This window comes from Mesorhizobium sp. WSM4313 (genome assembly GCF_002294725.1).
Taxonomy (GTDB): Bacteria; Pseudomonadota; Alphaproteobacteria; order Rhizobiales; family Rhizobiaceae; genus Mesorhizobium.
The window spans coordinates 36858-60065 of record NZ_NSFT01000022.1; the positions used below are offsets into that span (position 1 = coordinate 36858).

The 23208-nt window shown below is 64.5% G+C and carries 19 protein-coding genes; 7 read left to right on the plus strand and 12 right to left on the minus strand.

Going from position 1 to position 23208, the window contains the following annotated elements:
• Positions 1–33: 33 nt before the first annotated feature.
• Together ugpC and CK219_RS28330 are read left to right on the plus strand one after the other, a co-directional pair.
• On the plus strand, positions 34–1119 hold the full coding sequence (ugpC, locus tag CK219_RS28325; protein ID WP_095769858.1) for a sn-glycerol-3-phosphate ABC transporter ATP-binding protein UgpC: 1086 nt from the start codon (positions 34–36) through the stop codon (positions 1117–1119).
• Between the two features lie 58 nt (positions 1120–1177).
• Positions 1178–3205 (plus strand): aldo/keto reductase, encoded by a 2028-nt coding sequence (locus CK219_RS28330; RefSeq protein ID WP_095769875.1) that lies wholly within the window; start codon positions 1178–1180, stop codon positions 3203–3205.
• 217 nt (positions 3206–3422) lie between these two features.
• Here the strand turns inward: CK219_RS28330 and CK219_RS28335 are convergent, their stop codons facing one another.
• Positions 3423–3851: an Lrp/AsnC family transcriptional regulator gene (locus tag CK219_RS28335; protein ID WP_095769876.1), complete on the minus strand. Its 429-nt coding sequence runs from the start codon at positions 3849–3851 to the stop codon at positions 3423–3425.
• 128 nt (positions 3852–3979) lie between these two features.
• Here CK219_RS28335 and CK219_RS28340 point away from each other — a divergent pair, with 128 nt between their 5' ends.
• The gene (locus CK219_RS28340) at positions 3980–5083 is read left to right on the plus strand and encodes a saccharopine dehydrogenase family protein (RefSeq protein WP_095769877.1); all 1104 of its coding nucleotides are present in this window, start codon (positions 3980–3982) and stop codon (positions 5081–5083) included.
• Positions 5084–5250: 167 nt separating this feature from the next.
• Here the strand turns inward: CK219_RS28340 and lpdA are convergent, their stop codons facing one another.
• The 4 genes from lpdA to CK219_RS28360 all read right to left on the minus strand — a co-directional run bounded on the left by lpdA (position 5251) and on the right by CK219_RS28360 (position 10546).
• Positions 5251–6648 carry a dihydrolipoyl dehydrogenase gene (gene lpdA, locus CK219_RS28345; RefSeq protein ID WP_095769859.1) on the minus strand — a complete coding sequence of 466 codons (1398 nt, stop codon included), beginning with the start codon at positions 6646–6648 and terminating at the stop codon, positions 5251–5253.
• 318 nt (positions 6649–6966) lie between these two features.
• On the minus strand, positions 6967–8280 hold the full coding sequence (locus CK219_RS28350) for a dihydrolipoamide acetyltransferase family protein (protein ID WP_095769860.1): 1314 nt from the start codon (positions 8278–8280) through the stop codon (positions 6967–6969).
• A 17-nt stretch (positions 8281–8297) separates the two neighbouring features.
• Positions 8298–9311 (minus strand): alpha-ketoacid dehydrogenase subunit beta, encoded by a 1014-nt coding sequence (locus CK219_RS28355; RefSeq protein WP_095769861.1) that lies wholly within the window; start codon positions 9309–9311, stop codon positions 8298–8300.
• A 2-nt stretch (positions 9312–9313) separates the two neighbouring features.
• Positions 9314–10546, minus strand: coding sequence for a 3-methyl-2-oxobutanoate dehydrogenase (2-methylpropanoyl-transferring) subunit alpha (locus CK219_RS28360; RefSeq protein ID WP_095769878.1), 1233 nt, complete (start codon positions 10544–10546; stop codon positions 9314–9316).
• Positions 10547–11078: 532 nt separating this feature from the next.
• Here CK219_RS28360 and holA point away from each other — a divergent pair.
• Both holA and CK219_RS28370 read left to right on the plus strand, forming a co-directional pair.
• Positions 11079–12122, plus strand: a complete 1044-nt coding sequence (holA, locus tag CK219_RS28365; protein ID WP_095769862.1) for a DNA polymerase III subunit delta — start codon at positions 11079–11081, stop codon at positions 12120–12122.
• Between the two features lie 227 nt (positions 12123–12349).
• A complete protein-coding gene (locus CK219_RS28370; RefSeq protein WP_095769863.1) occupies positions 12350–12637 on the plus strand; it encodes a GIY-YIG nuclease family protein in 288 nt (95 codons plus the stop codon).
• A gap of 118 nt (positions 12638–12755) precedes the next feature.
• On the opposite strand, the gene CK219_RS28375 is transcribed toward CK219_RS28370, so the two are convergent.
• Positions 12756–13541, minus strand: a complete 786-nt coding sequence (locus CK219_RS28375; protein WP_095769879.1) for a DUF2182 domain-containing protein — start codon at positions 13539–13541, stop codon at positions 12756–12758.
• Between the two features lie 31 nt (positions 13542–13572).
• Entirely contained in the window at positions 13573–14199 is a 627-nt protein-coding gene (locus tag CK219_RS28380; protein ID WP_095769864.1) for a DUF1326 domain-containing protein, read from the minus strand.
• Positions 14200–14525: 326 nt separating this feature from the next.
• Between CK219_RS28380 and CK219_RS28385 the strand changes: the two genes are divergently transcribed.
• The gene (locus CK219_RS28385; protein ID WP_095769865.1) at positions 14526–14813 is read left to right on the plus strand and encodes a GIY-YIG nuclease family protein; all 288 of its coding nucleotides are present in this window, start codon (positions 14526–14528) and stop codon (positions 14811–14813) included.
• A gap of 308 nt (positions 14814–15121) precedes the next feature.
• Here the strand turns inward: CK219_RS28385 and CK219_RS28390 are convergent, their stop codons facing one another.
• From CK219_RS28390 to mnmE, 5 genes are all read right to left on the minus strand, one after another.
• The gene (locus tag CK219_RS28390) at positions 15122–16015 is read right to left on the minus strand and encodes a ParB/RepB/Spo0J family partition protein (protein ID WP_095769866.1); all 894 of its coding nucleotides are present in this window, start codon (positions 16013–16015) and stop codon (positions 15122–15124) included.
• A 60-nt stretch (positions 16016–16075) separates the two neighbouring features.
• A complete protein-coding gene (locus tag CK219_RS28395; protein WP_095769880.1) occupies positions 16076–16873 on the minus strand; it encodes a ParA family protein in 798 nt (265 codons plus the stop codon).
• Positions 16874–16890: 17 nt separating this feature from the next.
• Complete coding sequence (rsmG, locus tag CK219_RS28400) at positions 16891–17532, minus strand: 16S rRNA (guanine(527)-N(7))-methyltransferase RsmG (protein WP_095769867.1); 642 nt, start codon at positions 17530–17532, stop codon at positions 16891–16893.
• Positions 17529–19403 carry a tRNA uridine-5-carboxymethylaminomethyl(34) synthesis enzyme MnmG gene (gene mnmG, locus CK219_RS28405; RefSeq protein WP_095769868.1) on the minus strand — a complete coding sequence of 625 codons (1875 nt, stop codon included), beginning with the start codon at positions 19401–19403 and terminating at the stop codon, positions 17529–17531. Before mnmG ends, rsmG begins: the two co-directional genes overlap by 4 nt.
• Before the next feature lie 201 nt (positions 19404–19604).
• A complete protein-coding gene (gene mnmE / locus CK219_RS28410) occupies positions 19605–20912 on the minus strand; it encodes a tRNA uridine-5-carboxymethylaminomethyl(34) synthesis GTPase MnmE (RefSeq protein WP_095769869.1) in 1308 nt (435 codons plus the stop codon).
• A gap of 130 nt (positions 20913–21042) precedes the next feature.
• On the opposite strand from mnmE, the gene CK219_RS28415 reads away from it, so the two are divergent.
• Positions 21043–23058 (plus strand): thioredoxin domain-containing protein, encoded by a 2016-nt coding sequence (locus CK219_RS28415; RefSeq protein WP_095769881.1) that lies wholly within the window; start codon positions 21043–21045, stop codon positions 23056–23058.
• The last annotated feature ends 150 nt before the right edge of the window (positions 23059–23208 follow it).

Sequence of the window (23208 nt, forward strand, 5' to 3'; positions counted from 1 at the left end):
GAATGATGCAACCTAACTACATCTCGCTCTAACATGGCGGCCGTCACCCTCACCAATGTCGTCAAACGCTTCGGCATCTTCGAAGTCGTCCACGGCGCCAACATCGACATCGCCGACGGCGAGTTCGTCGTCTTCGTCGGCCCCTCCGGCTGCGGCAAGTCCACGCTGCTCAGGATGATCGCCGGGCTGGAGGACATCAGCGGCGGCGACATCGCCATCGGCGGCAAGGTTATGAACGATGTCGAGCCGGCCGACCGCGGCATCGCCATGGTGTTCCAGTCCTACGCGCTCTACCCGCATATGACGGTGGAGCAGAACCTCAGCTTCGGGCTGAGGATGAACGGCAACCCGAAGGCCGACACCGAGCGCCGGGTGAAGCGAGCGGCGGAAATCCTGCGCATCGACGAATTGATGCAGCGACGGCCGAAGCAATTGTCCGGCGGTCAGCGCCAGCGTGTCGCCATCGGCCGCGCCATCGTGCGCGAGCCGCAAGTCTTCCTGTTCGACGAGCCGCTGTCGAACCTCGACGCCGAGCTCAGGGTGCAGATGCGGGTCGAGATCTCGCGCCTGCACAAGGAGCTCGGCGTCACCATGATCTATGTGACGCACGACCAGACCGAGGCGATGACGCTGGCCGACCGCATCGTTGTGCTCAAAGCCGGCAATGTCGAGCAGATCGGCGCGCCGCTCGACCTCTATGACGACCCGGCCAACCGTTTCGTCGCCGGCTTCATCGGCTCGCCGAAGATGAATTTCCTCAGCGCCAAGGTCGTCGAGACGACGAACAGCGCCGCGATCATCGAGCTCGCCCATCACGGCGGCGCCAGATTGCGCAAGCCGCTTTGCGAGACTTTTCCCGCCGTCGGCGCCGAGGTCGTGCTCGGCGTCAGGCCGGAGCATTTCTTCGAGGCCGGCGAGGGCGATTGTGACATCCCGGTCAAGGCCGACGTCGCCGAGCATCTGGGCTCGGTGAGCTATGTCTACGCCAATGCCGGACCCGAGGAGCTGATCGTCGAGCGCGAGGCCTCGCGCCAGCGCGGCAGCGGCGATCATTTCACGGTCTCGATCAAGGCGGAACGGGCGCTGCTCTTCGACAAGGCGGGTGCCAGGATCCGTTGACCCGCAAATTTTCTTTGCCGGCACGCCAGGCGTGGCGGCGACCCATGGAGAATTCAACATGACATCTGGAAAAATCCGCTGGGGCATTCTCGGACCCGGCAGCATCGCCAAATCCTTTGCCGGCGGCGTGGCGGGATCGCGCAACGGCGAGCTGGTCGCGCTCGGCGCCCGCAATCCCGCCAAGCCGGGCTTGGCCGAAACCTTTCCGGGCGCGCGCATCCTCGACGGCTATGAGGCGCTGCTCGCCGACAAAAACGTCGATGCGGTCTATATTTCGATCCCGCATCCGGGCCATGCCGAATGGGCAATCAAGGCCGCCGAGGCCGGCAAGCATGTCTTGTGCGAGAAGCCGCTGGCGCTGACCGCCTTCGAGGCCGATGCCATGATGCATGCAGCGCGCAAGGCCGGCACCTTTCTCGGCGAGGCCTTCATGTACCGGCTGCACCCGCAGACGCTGCAATTGGTCGAGCTGATCAAGTCGGGCGCCATCGGCGAGATCCGCATGATCAAGTCGAGCTTCGGCTTCGCCATGCCGGGCTTCATGCCGGAACATCGGCTCTATGCCAACGACATGGCCGGCGGCGGCATTCTCGATGTCGGCGGCTATCCGGTGTCGATGGCGCGGCTGATCGCGGGCGCCGCCGCCGGGCAGCCTTTCCTCGAGCCGGACAAGGTCGTGGGCGCTGCCCATCTCGGCCAATCGGGCGTCGATGAGTGGGCCTCGGCCCTGCTCACGTTCCCCAACGGCATCGTCGCCGAGATCTCCTGCAGCATCTCGCTCAACCAGGACAACGTGTTGCGCATCTTCGGCACCAAGGGTCAGATCGAGGTGCCCGATTTCTGGTTCGCCGGTGGCAACCGCGACGTCGGACCGGGCCGGATCGAAGTGATCCGGTCCGGGGCGGCTCGCGAGGTGATCAGCCTCGACGAGACCCGCCACCTCTACTCCTTCGAGGTCGATGCCGCCGGCGAGGCGATCCTGGCCGGACGGCAGGAGTTCGCCTGGCCGGGCATGGGCTGGGCCGACAGCCTCGGCACGCTGCGCGTCCTCGACAAATGGCGTGCCGCGGTCGGGCTGGAATATGACATCGAAAAGCCGGCTAAGCGCGTCAACACCCTCTCTGGCCGGCCGCTGCGGACTGATGGCAAGGCCATTGGCAAGCGCGCCATTCCCGGCCTGCCGCGCGCAGTGTCGCTTCTGGCGCTCGGCTTCGAGGATTTCCGCACCTTCTCCTCCGGCTCGATCCTGCTCGACGCCTATTTCGAGGCCGGCGGCAATCTGTTCGACACCGGCTTCGTCTATGGCGCCGGCTACACCGAGACGCTGCTTGGCCAATGGCTCAGGAATCGCGGCGTGCGCGAGCAGTCGGTGATCATCGCCAAAGGCGCGCATTCGCCGCTCTGCTATCCCGATGTGATCGGCAAGCAGCTGGCGCAGTCGCTCGACCGGCTGCAGACCGACCATGTCGACATCTATTTCATGCATCGCGACAATCCGGACGTGCCGGTCGGCGAATTCGTCGATGCGATGGATCGCGAGGCGAAAGCCGGCCGCATCCGCGGCCTGTTCGGCGGCTCCAACTGGACGATGGAGCGCATGGACGAGGCGATTGCCTATGCCGAAAAGAACGGTAAGCAGAAGCCCGGCGCGCTCTCCAACAATTTCTCGCTGGCCGAGATGCTGGAGCCGATCTGGCCCGGTTGCGTCACCTCTTCCACGGATGACTGGAAGGGCTGGCTGACGGCGAGGCAGATGCCGAACTTCGCCTGGTCGAGCCAGGGCCGCGGCTTCTTCACCGACCGCGCCGGCCGCGACCGGACCGACAACGAAGAGCTGGTGCGGGTCTGGTATTCGGAAAAGAATTTCGGCCGCCGCGACCGCGCCATCGAATTGGCGCGCAAACTCGGCAAGAGCCCGATCCATGTCGCGCTGGCCTATGTCCTGTCGCAGCCCTTCCCCTCGGTCCCGCTGATCGGCCCGCGCACGCTGGACGAGCTGGAGGACAGTCTTAGGGCGCTGGATATCAAGCTGACGCCGGAGGATGTGGCGTGGCTGGACGAGGGGCTGGAGAGACGCAGGGCTTGATCGGAGCGAGGAAAAACAAGCGCCTCATTCCTTCGCCCCCCTCTCTGCCCTGCCGGGCCTCTCCCCCTCAAGGGGGGAGATCAGATGTCACGCCGGCTTTCGCCAATCACCAATGCTGCAGAAAAGGCGCCGGCGTCGAAGCTGCCAATCTCCCCCCTTGAGGGGGGAGATGTCCGGCAGGACAGAGAGGGGGCCTCGCGCCAACATCTCAGGCCCCCTACCGATCCACCCGTGTCGACAGAATAATCGACGACGACGTCCGCTCTACCCCATCCATCGCCCCGATCCGATCAAGCAGCGCGTCGAGGTCGCGGATCGACGGCGCGTCGACGATGACGATCATGTCGAAATTGCCGCTCACCGAATGCACTGTGCGGACCGGCGGCATCGCCGCGAGGCTGCGCACCACCTTGTCGGCGAGTTTCGGCGTGACAGTGAGCAGCACATGCGCCTTGACCAGCCCTTGCTCATAATCGGGCGACAGCCTGACCCCATATCCGGTGATGATGCCGCGCTGCTCCAGCCGCTCGATGCGGCTCTGCACCGTGGTGCGCGACACGCCGAGCTGGCGCGCGAGCTCGGCGGTCGAGGCGCGCGCGTTGGCGCGCAACAAGGTAAGCAGGGCTTGTTCGGCTTCACTGATCATTTCGACGAAACCTTTCGGCAAATCGTTCAAACTTACGTTTCATATTGCCAGATTCTACCCTTCCTTTCGACAGGAAAGCTGCGAAGATTCCCGCCACATCGCAATCAGCATTGGCAGGGGATATGATCATGAAGAACATCGTTGTCGTCGGCGCCGGCAAGATCGGCTCGACCATAGCTGAAATGCTGAACGCCACGGGCGACTACCGCGTCACGCTGGTCGACCGCTCGGCGGCTCAGCTTGCCGCCGCCGAACTGCCGGCCGGCGTCGCGACGCAGGAGCTCGACATCGCCGCTTCGGGCGAGCTCGAAAAGGTGCTCGCCGGCAAGTTCGCCGTGCTCAGCGCCGCGCCCTTCCACCTCACCACGCGCATCGCCGAGGCGGCCGCCGCCACCGGCGTGCATTATCTCGACCTGACCGAGGACGTCGTCTCGACCCGCCGCGTCAAGGAGCTCGCGCGTGACGCCAAAAGCGCCTTTATCCCGCAATGCGGCCTGGCGCCGGGCTTCATCTCGATCGTCGCCAACGATCTCGCCAGCCGCTTCGACACGCTGGAAAGCGTGCGCATGCGCGTCGGCGCGCTGCCGCAATATCCGTCCAACGCGCTGAACTACAACCTCACCTGGAGCACCGACGGCGTCATCAACGAATATTGCGAGCCCTGCGAGGCGATCGTCGAGGGCGAGCTGATCGAGGTGCCGCCGCTGGAGGAGCGCGAGGAATTCTCGCTCGACGGCGTCACCTATGAGGCTTTCAACACCTCCGGCGGTCTGGGCACGCTCGCCGAGACGCTGAAGGGCAAGGTGCGCACGCTGAACTACCGCACCATCCGCTATCCCGGTCACGCCGCGATCATGAAGGCGCTGCTCAACGACCTTGGGCTCCGCCACCGCCGGGACGTGCTGAAGGACATTTTCGAGAGCGCCCTGCCGGCGACGCTGCAGGACGTGGTCATCGTCTTCGTCACGGTTTCGGGCCGCCGCAACGGCCGCCTGCTGCAGGAGACCTACGCCAACAAGATCTATTCGCAGCGCGTCGGCAACATCGTGCGCAGCGCCATTCAGATCACCACCGCCTCAGGTATCTGCGCCGTGCTCGACATGCTGGCCGACGGCTCGCTGCCGGCGAAGGGCTTTGTCAAGCAGGAAGACATCGCCCTCGACGCCTTCCTCGCCAACCGCTTCGGCCGCGCCTACGCCCAGCACGAGATGGTAAGCCGGCTGGCGAGCTGAGGGGCGCCGGCTCCCCTTCCCCCTTTGTGGGGGAAGGTGTCGCCGAAGGCGACGGATGAGGGGTGCTCCAGGGAAAGCCAGCGTCTCACTTCGCTGGAACACCCCTCATCCGTCTCGGCGCTGCGCGCCGATCCACCTTCTCCCACAGGGGGAGAAGGAAGAAGCGCTCAAACATGCAGCGCGTGCCCGAGCGCCTTCAGCGCCGCTTCCTGGAAACCTTCGCCTTGCGTCGGATGCGCATGGATCGTGCCGGCGATGTCCTCCAGCCGCGCGCCCATCTCCAGCGCCAGGCCGAAAGCCGCCGACAGTTCCGACACGCCCTGCCCGACCGCCTGGATGCCCAGCACCAGATGGTTGTCGGCACGCGCCACGACCCGCACAAAACCGTCCTCGCCCTGCTTCGTCATCGCGCGCCCATTAGCGGCGAAGGGGAACTGGCCGATCTTGATCTCGCCAGCGAGCGCCTTCGCTTCTTCGGGCGACAGCCCGGCGGTGACCAGCTCCGGATCGGTGAAGCAGATCGCCGGAATGGCGCGCTTGTCCCAGCTTCTTTTGTGGCCGGCGACGATTTCGGCCACCATCTCGCCCTGCGCCATCGCGCGATGCGCCAGCATCGGCTCGCCGGTGACGTCGCCGATGGCAAAAATGCCGCGCATCGAAGTGCGGCACTGGTCGTCGATGCGGATGAATTTTCCCGCCATGTCGAGGTCGATCTGCTCCAGCCCCCAGCCTTCGGTCAGCGGCTTGCGGCCGACCGTGACCAGGATCCTGTCGGCGGCGATCTTGGCGTTCTTGCCGTCGGCCGTCTCGACCAGCAGCGCGTCGCCCTTGGCCGACAGGCCTTTGGCATTCGCCCCTGTCATCACCTCGACGCCGAGCTCGCCGAGCCGTTTCAGCACCGGTCTTGTCAGCTCGGCGTCATATTGCGCGAGCACCCGCGGCAAGGCCTCGACCACGGTGACCTTCGCACCCATCCTGGCGAAGGCCATGCCCAGCTCGAGCCCGATATAGCCGCCGCCGACGACCGCGAGCTTCTCCGGCACTTCGCTCAGCGCCAGCGCCTCGGTGGACGAGATCACCGGGCCGCCGAACGGCAGGAAGGGCAATTCGACCGGCGCCGAGCCGGTGGCGATCACCACGGTCTCCGCGTGGATGACCTGCGTGCCGGTCTCCGTCTCGACTTCGACGGTCTTGCCGTCCCGAAACGTCGCCCAGCCTTGTACGGTTTTCACCTTGGCCTTTTTCAAAAGTCCGGCCACGCCGCTGTTGAGCCGGCTAACGATGCCGTCTTTCCATGCTATGGTCTTGGTCAGGTCGAGCGTCGGCGCACCGACCTTGATGCCCAGCGGATCCTTGCCGCGGGCCATATGTGCGATCTTCCCGAACTCTTCCGCGGCATGAATCAGCGCCTTGGACGGGATGCAGCCGACATTGAGGCAGGTGCCGCCCGGCTTGCCGAACTCGACGATCACCGTGTCGACGCCAAGCTGGCCGGCACGGATAGCGCAGACATAGCCGCCCGGCCCGGCGCCGATGACGAGCAGCTTGCAGGAGATTTCTTTCATGGGATCACGCTCTTCTTGATGGCGAAGGTCGCGGCGCGCCTTCTCCTTCTCCCCTTGTGGGGTGAGAAGCGGTCCGCGTAGCGGACGAAAAGCCAATTGCTTGGCTTTTCGAGCTTCGAACGCCCTGAGCCTGCGACGGGCCGGGTGGTGGATCGGCGCGACAGCGCCGAGACGGATGAGGGGTGTTCCAGGGAAAGCCAACGTCTCACTCCGCTGGAGCACCCCTCATCCGTCGCCTTCGGCGACACCTTCTCCACAAGGGGAGAAGGGGGAGCGCGCATTTCGGCGCCGCGACGTTCGAGACCGACCCCATCTCCCTCAATCCACAAAGATCAGTGCCGGCGTTTCCAGCAGCGCCTTGATGCGCTGCACGAAAACCGCGGCATCCCAGCCGTCGATGACGCGATGGTCGAAGCTTGACGACAGGTTCATCATCTTGCGCGGGATGAACTGCGTGCCGTCCCACACCGGCCGCACCATGATCTTGTTGACGCCGACGATCGCCACTTCCGGGTAGTTGATGACCGGGGTGGTCGCCACGCCGCCCATGGCGCCGAGCGAGGTGATGGTGATGGTCGAGCCGGAAAGCTCCTCGCGGCTCGCCGTGCCGGCCTTGGCCGCATCGGCCAGCCGGTTGACTTCCGCAGCACTATCCCACAGGTCGCGCGCCTCGGCATGTTTCACGACCGGCACCACCAGCCCGTTCGCCGTCTGCGCGGCGATGCCGATATGGATGCCTTCATGCTGGTGGATGATGCCGGCATCGTCGTCGAACAGCGCGTTGAGGTTCGGCTGCTCGCCGATCGCCTTGACCATCGCCCGCATCAGGAAAGGCAGCAGCGTCAGCTTGGGGCGATCGGCACGCTTCTCCTTGTTGAGGGTGGCGCGCAAATCTTCCAATGCCGTGACGTCGATCTCCTCGACATAAGTGATATGCGGGATGCGCGATTTCGCCAGCGACATCTTTTCCGCGATCTTGCGCCTGAGACCAACGACCTTGATGTCCTCGACGCCGTCTTTGCGGGCAAGCCCGGTGGCGCGGGCCACTTGCGGGCCGCGCGCGAGGAATGCGTCGATGTCCTCATGGCTGATGCGCCCGGCCGGACCGCTGCCCGCAACCTGGCGCAGATCGATGCCGGCTTCCTTCGCTCGCAGGCGCACGGCCGGCGAGGCCAGCGGCTTCTCGCCTTCCGCGCGCGGCGCGCCGGACACTGAGGGGCGCGCGGCCATTGGCGCGGCTGCCGGCGAAACCTGGGCCGGCGGGTCGGCTGGCTTTGGTGCAGGCTTCGGGCTGCTCGGTTGCGGTTCCGCTTTCGGCTCGGCCGGCTTGGCTGGAGCCTCGGGCTTTGGCGCGTCGCCGCCACCGATGTTCGTCTTCACATTGCCTTCGCCGGCCACCTTCAGCCGCACGATCGGCGAGCCGATCGCCACCGTGTCGCCGATCTCGGCGCCGAGCCACAGGATCTCGCCGTCGACCGGCGAGGGGATCTCGACGGTTGCCTTGTCGGTCATGACGGCGGCGAGAACCGTGTCCTCGCGCACGAGGTCGCCGACCTTGACGTGCCACTCGACAAGCTCGGCCTCGGCGACGCCTTCGCCGACATCGGGAAGCTTAATGACGTGCTCGCCCATCTCAGGCCTCCCCCACTCTAAGCTTCCATGGTTTCGACGAGCGCGCGCCCGACCCGCGCCGGACCGGGGAAATAGTCCCATTCCTGCGCATGCGGATAGGGCGTGTCCCAGCCGGCGACCCGCGCCACCGGCGCTTCCAGATGGTAGAAGCAGTTCTCCTGCACGAGCGCCACCAGCTCGGCGCCGAAGCCGGAGGTGAGCGTCGCCTCGTGCACGACGACGCAGCGGCCGGTTTTCTTCACCGAGGCGACGATCGCCTCCAGGTCGAGCGGCAGCAGCGTCCTGAGATCGATCACCTCGGCGTCGATGCCGGTCTCCTCGGCCGCGGCCTGCGCGACATAGACCATCGTGCCGTAAGCGAGCACGGTGACCGCCGAGCCTTGCCTGCGTATCGCCGCCTTGCCGAGCGGGATCGTATAGTGGCCGTCGGCGACCTCGCCGAGATCATGCTTCGACCATGGCGTCACCGGCTTGTCGTGGTGGCCGTCGAACGGGCCGTTATAGAGCCGCTTCGGCTCGAGGAAGATCACCGGATCCGGATCCTCGATCGCCGCGATCAGCAATCCCTTGGCGTCGTGCGGATTGGAGGGCACGATCACCTTCAGGCCGGAGACATGGGTGAACAGCGCTTCCGGGCTCTGGCTGTGCGTTTGGCCGCCGAAAATGCCACCGCCGGTCGGCATCCGCACCACGATCGGGCAGGTGAAATCGCCGTTCGAGCGATAACGCAGCCGCGCCGCCTCCGAGACGATCTGGTCGTAAGCCGGGTAAACATAGTCGGCGAACTGCACCTCGACGCAGGGTTTCAGCCCATAGGCGGCCATGCCGATGGCCGAGCCGACAATGCCGGATTCGCTGATCGGCGCGTCGAAGCAGCGGCTCTTGCCGTATTTGGCCTGCAGGCCCTGCGTGGCGCGGAAGACGCCGCCGAAGAAGCCGACATCCTCGCCATAGACGATGACGCTCTCGTCGCGCCCCATCGACACGTCCATGGCGTCACGGATCGCCTCGATCATGGTGCGTCTCGGCATGGTCAGACCCCCGCCTGCTGGCGCTGGCGCCTGAGATGCGGCGGCATTTCGGCATAGACGCCCTCGAACATGTCGCGCGTCGACGGCTTGCCGCCGGCGTGCAGCGTGCCGTGGCTTTCGGCCTCCTTCTGCGCCGCGATCACCGTTTCGAGGATCTCAGCCTCCGCCTGGGTATGGCGCTCCTCCGACCAGACTTGCTTGTGGATGAGATGGTTCTTCAGCCGGATCACCGGATCGCCGAGCGGCCAGGCGTCGGACTCCGCCTTTGGCCGGTAGGCTGACGGATCGTCCGAGCTCGAATGCGCGCCGGCGCGGTAGGTGACATATTCGACCAGCGTCGGCCCGAGATTGGCGCGCGCCCGCTCCGCCGCCCATTTGGCCACCGCATGGACGGCGAGATAATCATTGCCGTCGACGCGCAGCGACGGGATCCCGAAGCCAAGCCCGCGCGCGGCGAACGTGCCGGAGCCGCCGCGCGCGATGCCCTGGAAGGTCGAGATCGCCCACTGGTTGTTGACGACGTTGAGCACGACAGGCGCCTTGTAGGTCGAAGCAAACACCAGCGCCGCATGGAAATCGGACTCCGCCGTCGAGCCGTCGCCGATCCACGCTGCCGCAATCTTGGAATCATTGGAGATCGCCGAGGCCATCGCCCAGCCGACCGCCTGGATATATTGCGTCGCCAGATTGCCGGAGATCGAGAAGAAGCCGTGCTCCTTCGACGAATACATAATCGGCAGCTGCCGCCCCTTCAGCGGATCGGCCTCGTTGGAATAGATCTGGTTCATCATCGTGACCATCGGATAGCCGTCGGCGATCAGAAGGCCGGCTTGCCGGTAGGTCGGGAAATTCATGTCGCCCGGCTTGAGCGCCTTGCGGAAAGCGCAGCTCACCGCCTCTTCGCCCAGATGCTGCATGTAGAAGGAGGTCTTGCCCTGGCGCTGCGCCATCTGCATGCGCGCATCGAAGGTCCTGAGCGTCATCATATGGCGCAGGCCTTCGAGCAGCTCCTCGTCCGAAAGCAGCCCGGCCCACGGCCCGACGGCCTCGCCGGCGCGGTTCAGCACACGGATGATGGAGAAAGCCATGTCGCGGATGCTGCGCGGATCGACCTCGATCTCCGGGCGCGGCACCGAGCCCGCCTTGGGAATGGTCACATTCGAGAAATCCGGCGTGCCGCCGGGCCGAACCTCTGGCTCGGGCACATGGAAGCGCAACAATCCAGCGTCGGCCATGAGCTCACATCCTCCAATGTTGCCGGTGCGATATTTGCATATCCGCGCCGCCATTTCATCGTGCGAGAAGGCGGACATCCTCCCGGTCGTCGGCCCCGCGGAACCGATGCGGCACAGACGCCAAGATGCAGATATGGCGGCGAAATTTCTTGTCGATGTTTTTGCCCGCCGCGCAATTTGGCGGAAGTTTGCGAGGCGATTGCCGCCAGAAAAAGTAAGCGGGATATGCGCGGCGGCCGTAGCAGCTAATCTCCCCCCTTGTGGGGGAGATGCCCGGCAGGGCAGAGGGGGGCGTGACAGGCGCTACTTTAGGATCGTCATTCTAGGGCGGAGCAAGGAGCGGAGCGACGCGCGTAGACCCTAGAATCCATGCCGTGACGTTTAGGCGTTGCAGCAGTTACAGAATATTCTGCACCCTTGCGCCCTCGACAGAGGTCACGGCATGGATTCTCGGGTCAAGCCCGAGAATGACGAAGAGAGGCCCGCCGCTTCTCCGTTCACTCGGCCCCCGCCGCGTGCTAATTCACCCCGCATGGCACAGAAGAAAGGATACGAGGTCGATTCGTGGCTGGCGAAGCCCGATCCGGCCATGGCAATCGTCCTGCTTTACGGCCCTGACCGCGGCCTTGTCGCCGAGCGGGCGAAAACCTTCGCCGCGAAAACCGGCCTGCCGCTCGACGACCCCTTCTCTGTCGTCAGGCTGGACGGCGCCGAAGTCGACCGCGATGAGGGGCGGCTGCTCGACGAAGCCCGCACGGTGCCGATGTTTTCCGACCGGCGGCTGCTTTGGGTGCGCAATGCCAGCGGCCAGAAGGCGCTGGCTGACGACATCAAGGCGCTGACCGCGGAGCCCGCGCCCGACGCCATCATCCTCATCGAAGCCGGCGACCTGAAGAAAGGCACGGGCCTCAGGGCCATCGTCGAGGCTGCGGGCAACGCGATCGCCTTGCCGTGCTACGCCGACGAAGCCCGCGACCTGGATTCGGTGATCGACGACGAATTGCGCAAGGCCGGCATGTCGATGACGCTGGACGCCCGCCAGGCGCTGCGCCGCAACCTCGGCGGCGATCGCCTCGCCTCGCGTGGCGAGATCGAGAAGCTGGTGCTCTACGCGCACGGCCACAAGGAGATCGGCATCGACGACGTCAACGCGCTGTCGGGCGACGTCTCCGGCGCTTCCTTCGACGCCGCTGTCGACGCCATGCTGGACGGCAAGGTCGGCGATTTCGACATCGCCTTCAACCGTCACTGCCAGTCCGGCGGCCATCCGTTCCTGGTTCTGTCATCGGCGATGCGGCAATTGCAGGCGATCCAGGCGATGCGCGGCCAGATGGAGACCGGCGGCCGCAACGCCGCTTCGGTCGTCGCCGGCGCCCGCCCCCCGGTTTTCTTCTCGCGCCGCAAGCTGGTGGAAAAGACGCTGGAGCGCTGGAACGTCGAGGCGCTCGCACGTGCGCTCGGCCGGCTGCAGACGGCGGTGCTGCAGACCCGCAAACGACCGGACCTGTCGGAAGCGCTGGCACGCCAGGCGCTGCTTGGCATTGCGATCGAGAGCGCGAGGCTAGGGCAAAGATAAACGCCGGCGACTGGCGGCGGCCGGAGCGACAGCTGATCTCCCTCCTTGCAGGGGAGATGGCCGGCAGGCCAAAGGAGTGCTGTCCCGCCAGCGTATTTTTCGTCATTCTAGGGCGGAGCAAGGAGCGAAGCGACGCGCGCAGACCCTAGAATCCATGCCGTGGCATTGGCCGTAGAATGCTGCGGTCCAGAATAGGCGCCGATGGCTGCGCCAGCTAGGATCGCCAGATGACCGGCTATGTCTACATGACTGCTAGCCAGAAATGGGGCACGATCTATATCGGTGTCACCAACGACCTTGCTCGCCGGATGCCTGAGCATAAGTCCGGCCAAGGCTCCGGCTTTACCAGCCGCTACGGCGTGCAGCGTCTGGTCTGGTACGAAGAATATTTCGACATCACCGATGCCATTCAGCGTGAGACGTCACTGGAACGCTGGCCACGGCGATGGAAGATTGAACTGATCGAAAAGAGCAATCCGGAATGGTTCGAACTGTTTCGTGGAATTGGCTGGTGAACGTTCTGCACCGTGGCGGCTCTCAACCGTCACGGCATGGATTCTAGGGTCTGCGCGCGTCGCTTCGCTCCTTGCTCCGCCCTAGAATGACGAAGGATACGTCCTGCCCGGCCGCTGGTCAGTTCATCATCTGGTCCGCCGGCTGAAAGGTCGGCAGCGCCTGGGGAAACACCAGCACCGCCGCGCCGTAAAGGAGCAGGGCGACACCCGACACTTTTGCTATGCCCTTTCCCGCCGGGAAGGTCTTTTCCGCAAAGATCAGCAGCGTGACCACGGCCATTGCGGCGACGTTCATGATCCCGAGCGGGAAAAGTGCCAGAAACAAGAGCCAGCAACAGCCCAGACAAAAGGCGCCGTGCTCGAGGCCCATGCGGACCGCGCCCCAGGAACCATCGCGCCAGGAGGTCAGGATGAAACCGATTGGCGTGCGGCATTTGGCCAGGCACAGATCCTTCAGTGGCGAGAGCTGGTAGGCGCCGGCAATGATCAGCAGGGCGCCGCCGATGCGCGCGGCCGTCGCCGTGGACAATCCCGCATGATCGGCAAGCGTCTCGGCTCCTGCGGCGCCGGCAAAGGCCAAAACGCCCACCGTGCCCCAAACCAGCATATAGCCTGCCACGAATACCCAGGTAGCGACAAAGGCCTCGCCGCGACCCCGTTTGCCGGCCTGGACCTGGTGGAAGGTCAGGATCATGGGCGCCGCCGTCGGAAACATCATGGCAATCATCATGATCATCCAGACGGCAAGAAACAGCGGCGCCGCCATGCCCATGGTGGGTGAGTACATCTGCATGCGCATGTCCGCGTCCATGCCGATCCGCTGCCGGATGAGCAAGACCCACGCCGCCGCGGCGACAGCGCCCAACAGGGCGAGAATGATGTTTCGCTGCAATGTCAGCGTCATGGGCGAGGCCGTTCCGACCATGCGTGCGGGACTATTGCTGGCCGGACCAATTGATCGGAGCGTAGTGCGCGTTCCGGCGGGAATTGTCCCAACTCATGCCATGGTCGCTGAAAGTATTGCCTTCCATTCCCATCGCCATACCGAGCCAGTCGGGATTGACGGGATGGCCGGAGGCCACCCACATCTCGCCGTCCTCGCGCATTGTCGGCAACGGTTCGACCGCCAACTGCATCACGCCGGCAATCTCCACCGACCGCTTCTTGCCGTCGGCCTGGTATCTGATCGGCACCTTCTTGGCTCCGAGATTGGTGCTGATCATCGGCGCGAAGGCGGCCATCGGCCCGCCCGCGGCGCCGGTGAAGATGGCGCCCAGCGCTTCGGTCTGCCTATCATCCGCATGGTCGTCGATATAGGCGGCGGCCGTCCAATTGCCCTCCGCCATCGGACCTGGCGTGTGAGCAACCATCGCGACATTGAGCCCGTCCAACCGAACGTCCCCGAAACTGCCCTTGTCGATATGAAAGACCAAGGCGACGTCGCAAACGCCTTTCGTCGGCTTCGATGTCAGCTGCGCCTGGGTGGACAGCAGGCAGGGACATACGACGTCGCAGCTGCAATTCTCGAAGTAATTTCCGGACAATTGCCAACTGACTGCCATTTGCACCTCCCGTTGCGTCAAGCGTGTCCGGCTTTGGCGAGGCGGTGCCGTTTCACGGAGAACGGCAGATAGCCCTCACCGCGACTGGTCGGCACGCCGGGGCAGTAATTTAAGGTCAAGCTAATAGAGCGTACGCCGTTGCCGTGGACTGTCAAGCGGAGGGCGCTGGGGAGGGGCGCTGTCTCGCCGACATATCCTTCGTCATTCTAGGGCGGAGCAAGGAGCGAAGCGACGCGCGCAGACCCTAGAATCCATGCCGTGGCATTGGCCGTAGAATACTGCGGTCCAGAATAGCCGCCAATGGCTGCGCCAGCTAAGATCGCAACATGACCGGTTACGTTTACATGACAGCAAGCCAAAAAGGCGGCACGATCTATATCGGTGTCACCAACGACCTTGCTCGTCGGATGCCTGAGCATAAGTCTGGCCAAGGCTCCAACTTCACCAGTCGCTACGGCGTGCAGCGTTTGGTCTGGTACGAGGAGTATTTCGACATCGCCGACGCGATCCAGCGTGAGACGTCATTGAAGCGTTGGCCCCGCCGATGGAAGATTGAACTGATCGAGAAGACCAATCCGGAATGGTTCGAGCTGTTTCGCGGAATTGGTTGGTGAGCGTTCTGCACCGTGGCGGCGCTCAGGCGTCACGGCATGGATTCTAGGGTCTTCGCGCGTCGCTTCGCTCCTTGCTCCGCCCTAGAATGACGAAGGACAGATTGACGGGACAGCACGCTCCTCTGTCCTGCCGGGGCATCTTCTCGCAGGGAAGGATCCGCAGTTCCCGGCATCTTAGCCGCGCACCGCGCAAACAAAAAAAGGGCCGGCGCATCGCCAGCCCATTATGTCTATCACCGATATATCAGACGTATCCAACGTTCAGCCAAAACCTCAGCTACCGCCAAATACCATGGCGCCTCAGCCGCCTACCGCTCGTCCTTCAGGCGCCGGCAGAGCTCGTCGAGCTGTTCCAGCGAGCGGTAGTTGATCTTGAGCGTGCCGCCCTTGCCCTTGTGCTCGATGCTCACGATCATGCCGATCGTATCGGTCATCAGCTTCTCGAGCGCCAGCGTGTCGGGGTCCTTGTCGGTGATGCCTGCCGAGGTCTTGGTCTTGGCTGGCGTCGGGCCGGCGGGCATTTGCGCCAAGGCTTCGGCTTGGCGCACCGAAAGCCCTTCCTTGATGATGCGCTTGGCGAGCCCGGCCGGGTCTTCGGCGGTGACCAGCGTTCGGGCGTGGCCGGCCGACAAATCGCCGTCGACCAGCATGTCGTGAATGACGTTAGGCAGCTTCAGCAGTCTCAGCGTGTTGGCGACATGGCTGCGGCTCTTGCCGATCACCTGGCCGAGATCGGCCTGCGTGTAGCCATGCTCGTCGATGAGCTGCTGGTAGCCTTGCGCCTCCTCGACCGGATTGAGGTCGGCGCGCTGCACGTTCTCGATGATCGCCAGCTCCAGCGCGGTGCGGTCGTTGACGTCGCGCACGATCAGCGGGATCTCGGTCAAGCCGGCGCGCTGCGCAGCCCGCCAGCGCCGCTCGCCGGCGATGATCTCGTAGCGGCCGGGCTGCGACGGCGAGGGGCGCGCCACGACCGGCTGCACCACGCCGTGCTCGCGGATCGACTGGGCTAGGTCGGTGAGCTCGGCATCGCCGAAATGCCGGCGCGGATTCTTCGGGTTCGGGCTGACGAACTCGATCGGCACCTTGCCGTCGGCCGCCACCGCCACGCCCGGCTTTTCGGGCGCCGCTGGACGGTCGATTTCGCCGATCAGCGCCGCGAGGCCGCGGCCCAGTCTTTTTCTCGATTGGTCTTCGCTCATGAGTTTGTCCAGATCGTTTCGGAATCGAATCGGCTGATTAACCAAGCCGCGCGATGATGCTCAGGCGGCGCGCAGCTTGCGCTCGCGGCGGATCACCTCGGAGGCGAGCTGCAGATAGGCCTGGCTGCCCGAGCATTTCAGGTCGTAAAGGATCGCCGGCTTGCCGTAGGACGGCGCCTCGGAGACGCGCACATTGCGTGGGATGATCGTCTCATAGACCTTGTCGCCCATATGGGTGCGCACATCCTGCACCACCTGGTTGGCGAGGTTGTTGCGCCCGTCATACATGGTGAGCACGATACCCTGGATGGTGAGGTCCGGATTGATGGTATTGCGCACCTGCTCGACCGTCTCCAGCAACTGGCTGAGACCTTCCAGCGCGAAGAACTCGCATTGCAGCGGCACGAGAACGGAATCGGCCGCCGCCATTGAATTCAAAGTCAAAAGGTTGAGCGAGGGCGGGCAGTCGATCAGCACATAGCCGAACGGGGCCGAACGCTCGGAGGCGGCGCGCAGCGCATTGCGCAACTTGAGCACGCGGTCGGGCGCCGAGGCGATTTCCATCTCGATGCCGAGAAGGTCGAGAGTCGAGGGTATGATGGAGAGGCCGGGCACCGCCGTCGGCACCGCGGCCTGCTCCAGCTCGAGCTCGCCAGTCAGCACGTCATAGGACGAAACCGTGCGATCCTTGCGGTCTATGCCGAGGCCGGTGCTGGCATTGCCCTGCGGGTCGAGGTCGACGATCAGCACGCGCTCGCCGATCGCGGCCAGCGCCGTGGCCAGGTTGATGGCCGTCGTCGTCTTGCCGACCCCGCCTTTCTGGTTGGCGACAGTGATGATACGCGGTCCGGTTTTCATGGATTTATGCCAGTAATTCATTGCTGTTTCGCTGGGCGCAAGTCGGTGATGTCGAGGATGACGCCTTCGGCGTCGGTCATGCTCGAATGTTCTACCAGATCGAAGCCCCAGCGGTGAGTGCTTTCTTCCACCTCGGCGCGGTAATCCCGGCCTTTGTGAAAGAGCGCGCTTGCGCCGCTGGTCAGCCAGGGCGCCGATAGGTCGAGCAGGACCGGAAGCGCCGCCAGCGCCCTGGCCGTGACGATTTCTGGTGTTGAAACAAGCGCATAGCTGTCATCGATGCGCCTGGCCACGACACGCGCCGGCAGATCGAACTGGCCTATGACGGATTGCAGGAACGACGCCTTTTTGCGATTGCTTTCGACCAGGGCGATCGATGCGCCGGGGCGCTCCACCAGCAGGAAAGCCAGCACGAGGCCGGGAAAACCGCCGCCTGAGCCGAGATCGACCCAGCGCGTCGCGGTGGGTGCGATTCGCGCAAGCTGGGCGCTGTCCAGGATATGGCGGCGCCACACATCGTCCAGTGTCGACGGCGCCGCCAGATTGATGCTGCGGTTCCATTTCAGGAACAGCTGTTCGAAAGCCTGCAGCCGCTCGAATGTTTCACGTGAAACCGGACCCGCTGCCTTTTGCAGGCTCGCCCAGGCATCCGCGCTCACGCCACGTCCCTTCGCGCTGCGAACTCGGCGTTGCGGACATGCGCGACAATGATGGCAAGCGCGGCGGGTGTCATGCCTTCCATGCGCTGCGCATCGGCGATCGAGCGCGGCTGGCGCGCCTTCATCTTCTGCTTCAGCTCGTTTGAAAGTCCCGGAACGTCCGAGAAATCGAGCGCCTCGGGGATGAGCCGCGATTCCTCATGCCTGATCTGTGCGGCGTCGGCTTGCTGGCGATCGAGGTAAACTGAATATTTCGCCTCCGTTTCGAGCCGCTCCGCCGTCTTGGCGTCCAGTTCGGCAAAGCGCGGCTCGACCCTTCTCAGCCAGGCCATGTCGACGCCCGGATGCGCCAACAGCGCATAGGCCGAGCGGCGCACGCCGTCCTTGTTGATCTCCAGCCCATGCCGTGCCGCTTCATTCGGCGTAAGCGTCACAGACTTTGCCAGCGCGCGGGCTTCGTCGAGCTTCTGCGCCAGCGCGCCAAAACGCTGCAGCCGCTCCGATGACGCGATGCCGAGTTTTTCCGCCAGCGGCGTCAGCCGCGCGTCGGCGTTGTCGGCGCGCAGCGACAACCGGAACTCCGCCCGCGAGGTGAACATGCGATAGGGCTCCGCGATACCCCGGCTGGTCAGATCATCGACCATCACGCCGATATAGGCCTCGGTGCGGCTGAGCACGAACGGCTCATCGCCAGATGCCGCCCGCGCCGCGTTGATGCCGGCAAGCAGGCCTTGCGCGCCGGCCTCTTCATAACCGGTCGTGCCGTTGATCTGCCCGGCCAGGAAAAGGCCGACGACGCGCTTCGTCTCCAGCGTCGTCTTCAGCTCGCGCGGATCGACATGGTCGTATTCGATGGCATAGCCGGGCTGCAGCATCGTCGCCTTTTCCAGCCCGGGGATCGTCTTCAGCATGTCGAGCTGCACCTCTTCCGGCAGCGAGGTCGAGATGCCGTTCGGATAGACGGTGTCGTCGTCGAGGCCTTCGGGCTCGAGGAAGATCTGATGGCCCTCGCGGTCGCCGAACTTGACGATCTTGTCCTCGATCGAGGGACAGTAGCGCGGCCCGATGCCTTCGATCGAGCCGGAATACATGGCCGAACGACCGAGATTGGCGCGGATCAGCTCATGCGTCTCCGGCATGGTGCGGGTGATGCCGCAATGGATCTGCGGATTGGCGATTTTGTCCGTCATCAGTGAGAACGGTACCGGATCCTCGTCGGCGGCTTGGGCATCCAGCGAGGCCCAGTCGATGGTGCGGCCGTCGAGGCGAGGGGGCGTTCCGGTCTTCAGGCGACCGAGCTTGAAACCCGCGCGCGCCATCGTCGCCGACAGGCCGAGACTTGCCTGCTCGTTCATCCGCCCGGCGACGATCTTCCTTTCGCCGATATGGATCAGCCCGCGCAGGAACGTGCCGGTGGTCAGCACGACGGCGCCGCAGGCCAGCCGCCGATTGCCGGAAACCAGCACGGCTGCGACGCTACCGTTTTCGATCTCAAGGTCGAGGACTTCGCCCTCGATCACGTCGAGATCGTTCTGCTGCCGAATCGCTTCCTGCATTGCCAAGCGATAAAGCTTGCGGTCGGCCTGGGTGCGCGGACCGCGCACGGCCGGCCCCTTGCGGCGGTTGAGCAGGCGGAACTGGATGCCGGCGGCGTCGGCGATGCGCCCCATGAGCCCGTCCATGGCGTCGATCTCGCGCACGAGATGCCCCTTGCCGAGACCGCCGATCGCCGGATTGCACGACATGACGCCGATCGTCTCGAAACGCAGCGTCACCAGCGCGGTCCTGGCGCCGGCGCGCGCGGCAGCACTCGCCGCCTCGCAACCGGCATGGCCGCCGCCCACCACCACCACATCATAGTGATTGGTCATTTTTCCAACAATCCGCTTTCAGAGATTGGGTTGACAGATGTCCCCGACGGCGGCTGGTGTCAAGGAGAGGTGGACTCGTTTCACGTGAAACAATGAATGGCGAGCATTGCGATCCAAGCCGACAACTGCGAAGCCGGCGGCGTTGGCGGAGTTTCACGTGAATCATTGCGGGGCAGCGCCCCAGCCCGTGTTTCACGTGAATCACTTACCGATGCAGAACTGCGAAAAGATGACGTCGAGCAAATCTTCGACATCAACCGCGCCGATGATCCGGCCAAGGCGCTCGGCCGCCAGCCGCAGTTCCTCAGCGCGCAGCTCCTGTCTATGGCCCGACAGTGCCGCCCGCAGGAAATCCGCTGCCTCTTTGAGCAACTCTACATGGCGCAGCCTGGATGGCAGCACGTCACCCACCTCGCCAACCGCAGCGGCGGCGCGGGCCCCTATCTCGTTCAGAAGGCGGTCCAGGCCGCTGCCGTCCTTGGAAGAAATCACCAAGTCGTAGTCACCGCCGGCGGCATTGGCGATATCCGACTTCGTTCCGATCCTCAGCCCCGGAGCCCCACCTGGAATACCCCCAACGGGCGCCGGATCGGCCATATCCTCCAACAGCAGAACGAGATCCGCCACGTCAGCTTTGGCCCGCGCTCTTTCGATGCCGATCGACTCGACCTTGCCCGCAGTCTCCCGCAGCCCGGCCGTGTCGACAAGTCGTACCTTCAGCCCGTTAAGGTCCATCACCACCTCGATCAGATCGCGCGTCGTGCCCGGTTCATCGGTGACGATCGCCGCTTCGCGCCGCGCCAACGCGTTGAACAAGCTGGACTTGCCGGCATTCGGGGCGCCGAGGATCACGACTTCGAAACCATCGCGAATGATCTCCGCGGCCGTGAAACCTCCGATGTGGCGATCGATTTCCCCGATCATCACCGACACGTCGGACCAGACCGCATCCGAAACGGAACCCGGCACGTCCTCTTCGTCGGCGAAGTCGATCTCCGCTTCGATCATGGCTCGCGCGTGGATCAGCCGGCGGCGCCAGTCCGAATAGAGCTCGCTTTGCGCACCTTCGGCATTGCGCAGGGCGAAGCGGCGCTGCGCCTCCGTCTCGGCATTGACCAGATCGGCGAGCGCCTCGGTCTCGACGAGGTCAAGCTTGCCGTTCAGAAAGGCGCGCCGGGTAAACTCGCCCGGTTCCGCATGCCGCACCCCATCGAACTGCGTGATCGTCTCCAGCATCTTGGCCGCAACGGCGCGGCTGCCATGGACCTGGAACTCTGCAACGTCCTCCCCGGTGAAGCTGCCGGGACCTGGAAAGAACAGGACGAGGCCGTGATCGATGATCGAGCCGTCGGCCGCCCGGAGCCTTCGCAACGTGGTAAACCGATCCTTAACGGATCCGGCTATCGTTTCGACCACGAACCGAGTTTTGGGGCCGGAAATTCGGATGACGGCGATGCCTGCCGGCAAGCGGCCGCTCGACAGTGCGACGATCGAATCCTTCGAAGCCATTGGGGAAACCATTTGCCGGACCTGCCGAACCGCCTAGATTGAAAGATAGAGCACGGCCGAAAGCCGCTTCACACTTTTCGGCATCATGCTCCAGCGTTGATGCATGAGACCCAAAAAAGAGCCGTCCATCGTGACCTTACCCGCACGAAACCTGCTTGCCGAAGAGGCCAGCCCTTATCTGCAGCAGCACAGCGACAATCCTGTCCATTGGCGCGGCTGGTCGCCTGCGGCCCTTGCCGAAGCGAAGCAGCTCGGGCGGCCGATCCTGCTCTCCATCGGTTACGCCGCTTGCCACTGGTGCCATGTCATGGCCCATGAAAGCTTTGAGAACGACGCCGTGGCCGCCGTCATGAACCGGCTCTACGTGAATATCAAGGTCGATCGCGAAGAGCGGCCCGACATCGACCAGATCTATATGGCCGCGCTGCATGCCATGGGCGAGCAGGGCGGCTGGCCGCTGACCATGTTTCTGACACCCGACGGCAAGCCTTTCTGGGGCGGCACCTATTTCCCGCGCGAGGCGCGTTACGGAAGGCCGGGCTTCATCCAGGTACTGGAAGCGGTCGACAAGGCCTGGCGCGAGAAGCAGCGGAGCCTCGCCGAAATCGCCGACGGGCTGACCGCCCATGTCGAGCAGCGGCTAGCCAGCGCGACGGGCAAGGCGGTGCTCGATCGCGACACGCTGGCCGACCTCGCCACCCGCATCGGCGGCATGATCGACCGCGATCTCGGCGGCTTGAAGGGCGCGCCGAAATTCCCCAACGCGCCCTTCATGCACACGCTTTGGCTGTCCTGGCTGCGTGACGGCGAGGCCGCGCATCGCGACGCGGTGCTCGCCAGCCTCGAAAAAATGCTCGCCGGCGGTATCTACGATCACGTCGGCGGCGGTCTCAGCCGCTACTCCACCGACGCCGAATGGCTGGTGCCGCATTTCGAGAAGATGCTTTACGACAACGCCCAGCTCATCCGCCTGTGCAACTGGGCCCATGCGGCCACCGGGAATGACTTGTTCCGGATACGAATCGAAGAGACCGTCGGCTGGTTGCTGCGCGAGATGCTGGTCGAAGGCGGCGCCTTCGCCGCCAGCCTCGATGCCGACAGCGACGGCGAGGAGGGGCTTTTCTACACATGGAACCGCGACGAAGTCGAAGCCGCGCTCGGCGACGATACGTCGACCTTCTTCCGGTATTTCGAGCTCGCTGCGCCGCATGGCTGGGAAGGCAAGCCGATCATTCGCCAGAGCGAGACCCAGCAAGCTCAGGGCATCGCCGACTATGCGAAATTGGCGTCTCTGAGGGCAAAGCTGTTGGGCGTCCGCGAAGGGCGGGTCAGGCCGGGCCGCGACGGCAAGGCGCTCACCGACTGGAACGGGCTGATGATCGCAGCACTCGCCGAGGCGGGCCGCTCGCTTGGGCGGCGCGACTGGATCGACGCCGCCGCAAAAGCCTTCGGCCATATCGTCGAGGCCGGCCAGGACGGACGGCTGCCGCATTCCATGCTAGGCGCGAAGAGGCTTTTCCCGGCGCTGTCCAGCGATTATGCCGCCATGACCAACGCGGCGATCGCGCTGTTCGAGGCGACCGGCGATCCGGCCTATTCCGATCGCGCCCGACAGTTCATCGACGAGCTCGACCGCTGGCACCTGGATGAACAAAAGAGCGGCTACTGGCTGACGGCGTCGGACAGCGGCGACGTTCCGATCCGCATCCGCGGTGATGTGGATGAAGCAATCCCGTCGGCCACCAGCCAGATCGTCGAGGCGCTGGTGCGGCTGTCATCGCTCACCGGCGACCTCGGTCTCTGGGAAAAGGCGTGGACGACCGCCGAGCATGCCATGGGCCGCGCCTCGCAGCAGGCCTACGGCCAGGCCGGCATCGTCAACGCCTGTGCCCTGGCGCTCGAGCCGCTGAAGCTTGTCATTGTAGACGAGCCAGAATCACCAAGCCTCGTTCCGGTCGCGAATCGGAATCCGGACCCGCGCCGGGTCGACATTGTCGTTCCGGTCGGTTCGGAAGCGAATCGACCGTTGTTGCCGGGCGGCGTTTTGCCGCCGACGGACAAGGCGGGCGCCTGGTTCTGCAGCGGGCAGGTCTGCATGCCGGTGGTGACGAATGCGGGCGAGTTGGAGAAGTTGCTGCGGCGATAGCGCCTTTCTCCTTCTCCCCTTGTGGGCCTGTTGCGTAATTGGCTGGTTGTGATTCTCTGAGAGGAAGCTCGGAGGGAATCGCGATGGCTGTGAAGCAGACGGGACAGTTGAGCCTGGCGGAGGCGTTTCTAGGCGACAAGCTTGCGGGCG

What these genes read in the sequence shown, in the direction of transcription:
- CK219_RS28360 (WP_095769878.1), bottom strand. Translation starts at nt 10,546, where the DNA reads ATGGCCGACGCTGGATTGTTGCGCTTCCATGTGCCCGAGCCAGAGGTT.
- CK219_RS28340 (WP_095769877.1), top strand. Translation starts at nt 3,980, where the DNA reads ATGAAGAACATCGTTGTCGTCGGCGCCGGCAAGATCGGCTCGACCATA.
- CK219_RS28335 (WP_095769876.1), bottom strand. Translation starts at nt 3,851, where the DNA reads ATGATCAGTGAAGCCGAACAAGCCCTGCTTACCTTGTTGCGCGCCAAC.
- CK219_RS28380 (WP_095769864.1), bottom strand. Translation starts at nt 14,199, where the DNA reads ATGGCAGTCAGTTGGCAATTGTCCGGAAATTACTTCGAGAATTGCAGC.
- CK219_RS28355 (WP_095769861.1), bottom strand. Translation starts at nt 9,311, where the DNA reads ATGCCGAGACGCACCATGATCGAGGCGATCCGTGACGCCATGGACGTG.
- holA (WP_095769862.1), top strand. Translation starts at nt 11,079, where the DNA reads ATGGCACAGAAGAAAGGATACGAGGTCGATTCGTGGCTGGCGAAGCCC.
- mnmG (WP_095769868.1), bottom strand. Translation starts at nt 19,403, where the DNA reads ATGACCAATCACTATGATGTGGTGGTGGTGGGCGGCGGCCATGCCGGT.
- CK219_RS28395 (WP_095769880.1), bottom strand. Translation starts at nt 16,873, where the DNA reads ATGAAAACCGGACCGCGTATCATCACTGTCGCCAACCAGAAAGGCGGG.
- mnmE (WP_095769869.1), bottom strand. Translation starts at nt 20,912, where the DNA reads ATGGCTTCGAAGGATTCGATCGTCGCACTGTCGAGCGGCCGCTTGCCG.
- CK219_RS28375 (WP_095769879.1), bottom strand. Translation starts at nt 13,541, where the DNA reads ATGACGCTGACATTGCAGCGAAACATCATTCTCGCCCTGTTGGGCGCT.
- CK219_RS28350 (WP_095769860.1), bottom strand. Translation starts at nt 8,280, where the DNA reads ATGGGCGAGCACGTCATTAAGCTTCCCGATGTCGGCGAAGGCGTCGCC.
- CK219_RS28370 (WP_095769863.1), top strand. Translation starts at nt 12,350, where the DNA reads ATGACCGGCTATGTCTACATGACTGCTAGCCAGAAATGGGGCACGATC.
- CK219_RS28330 (WP_095769875.1), top strand. Translation starts at nt 1,178, where the DNA reads ATGACATCTGGAAAAATCCGCTGGGGCATTCTCGGACCCGGCAGCATC.
- CK219_RS28385 (WP_095769865.1), top strand. Translation starts at nt 14,526, where the DNA reads ATGACCGGTTACGTTTACATGACAGCAAGCCAAAAAGGCGGCACGATC.
- lpdA (WP_095769859.1), bottom strand. Translation starts at nt 6,648, where the DNA reads ATGAAAGAAATCTCCTGCAAGCTGCTCGTCATCGGCGCCGGGCCGGGC.
- ugpC (WP_095769858.1), top strand. Translation starts at nt 34, where the DNA reads ATGGCGGCCGTCACCCTCACCAATGTCGTCAAACGCTTCGGCATCTTC.
- CK219_RS28390 (WP_095769866.1), bottom strand. Translation starts at nt 16,015, where the DNA reads ATGAGCGAAGACCAATCGAGAAAAAGACTGGGCCGCGGCCTCGCGGCG.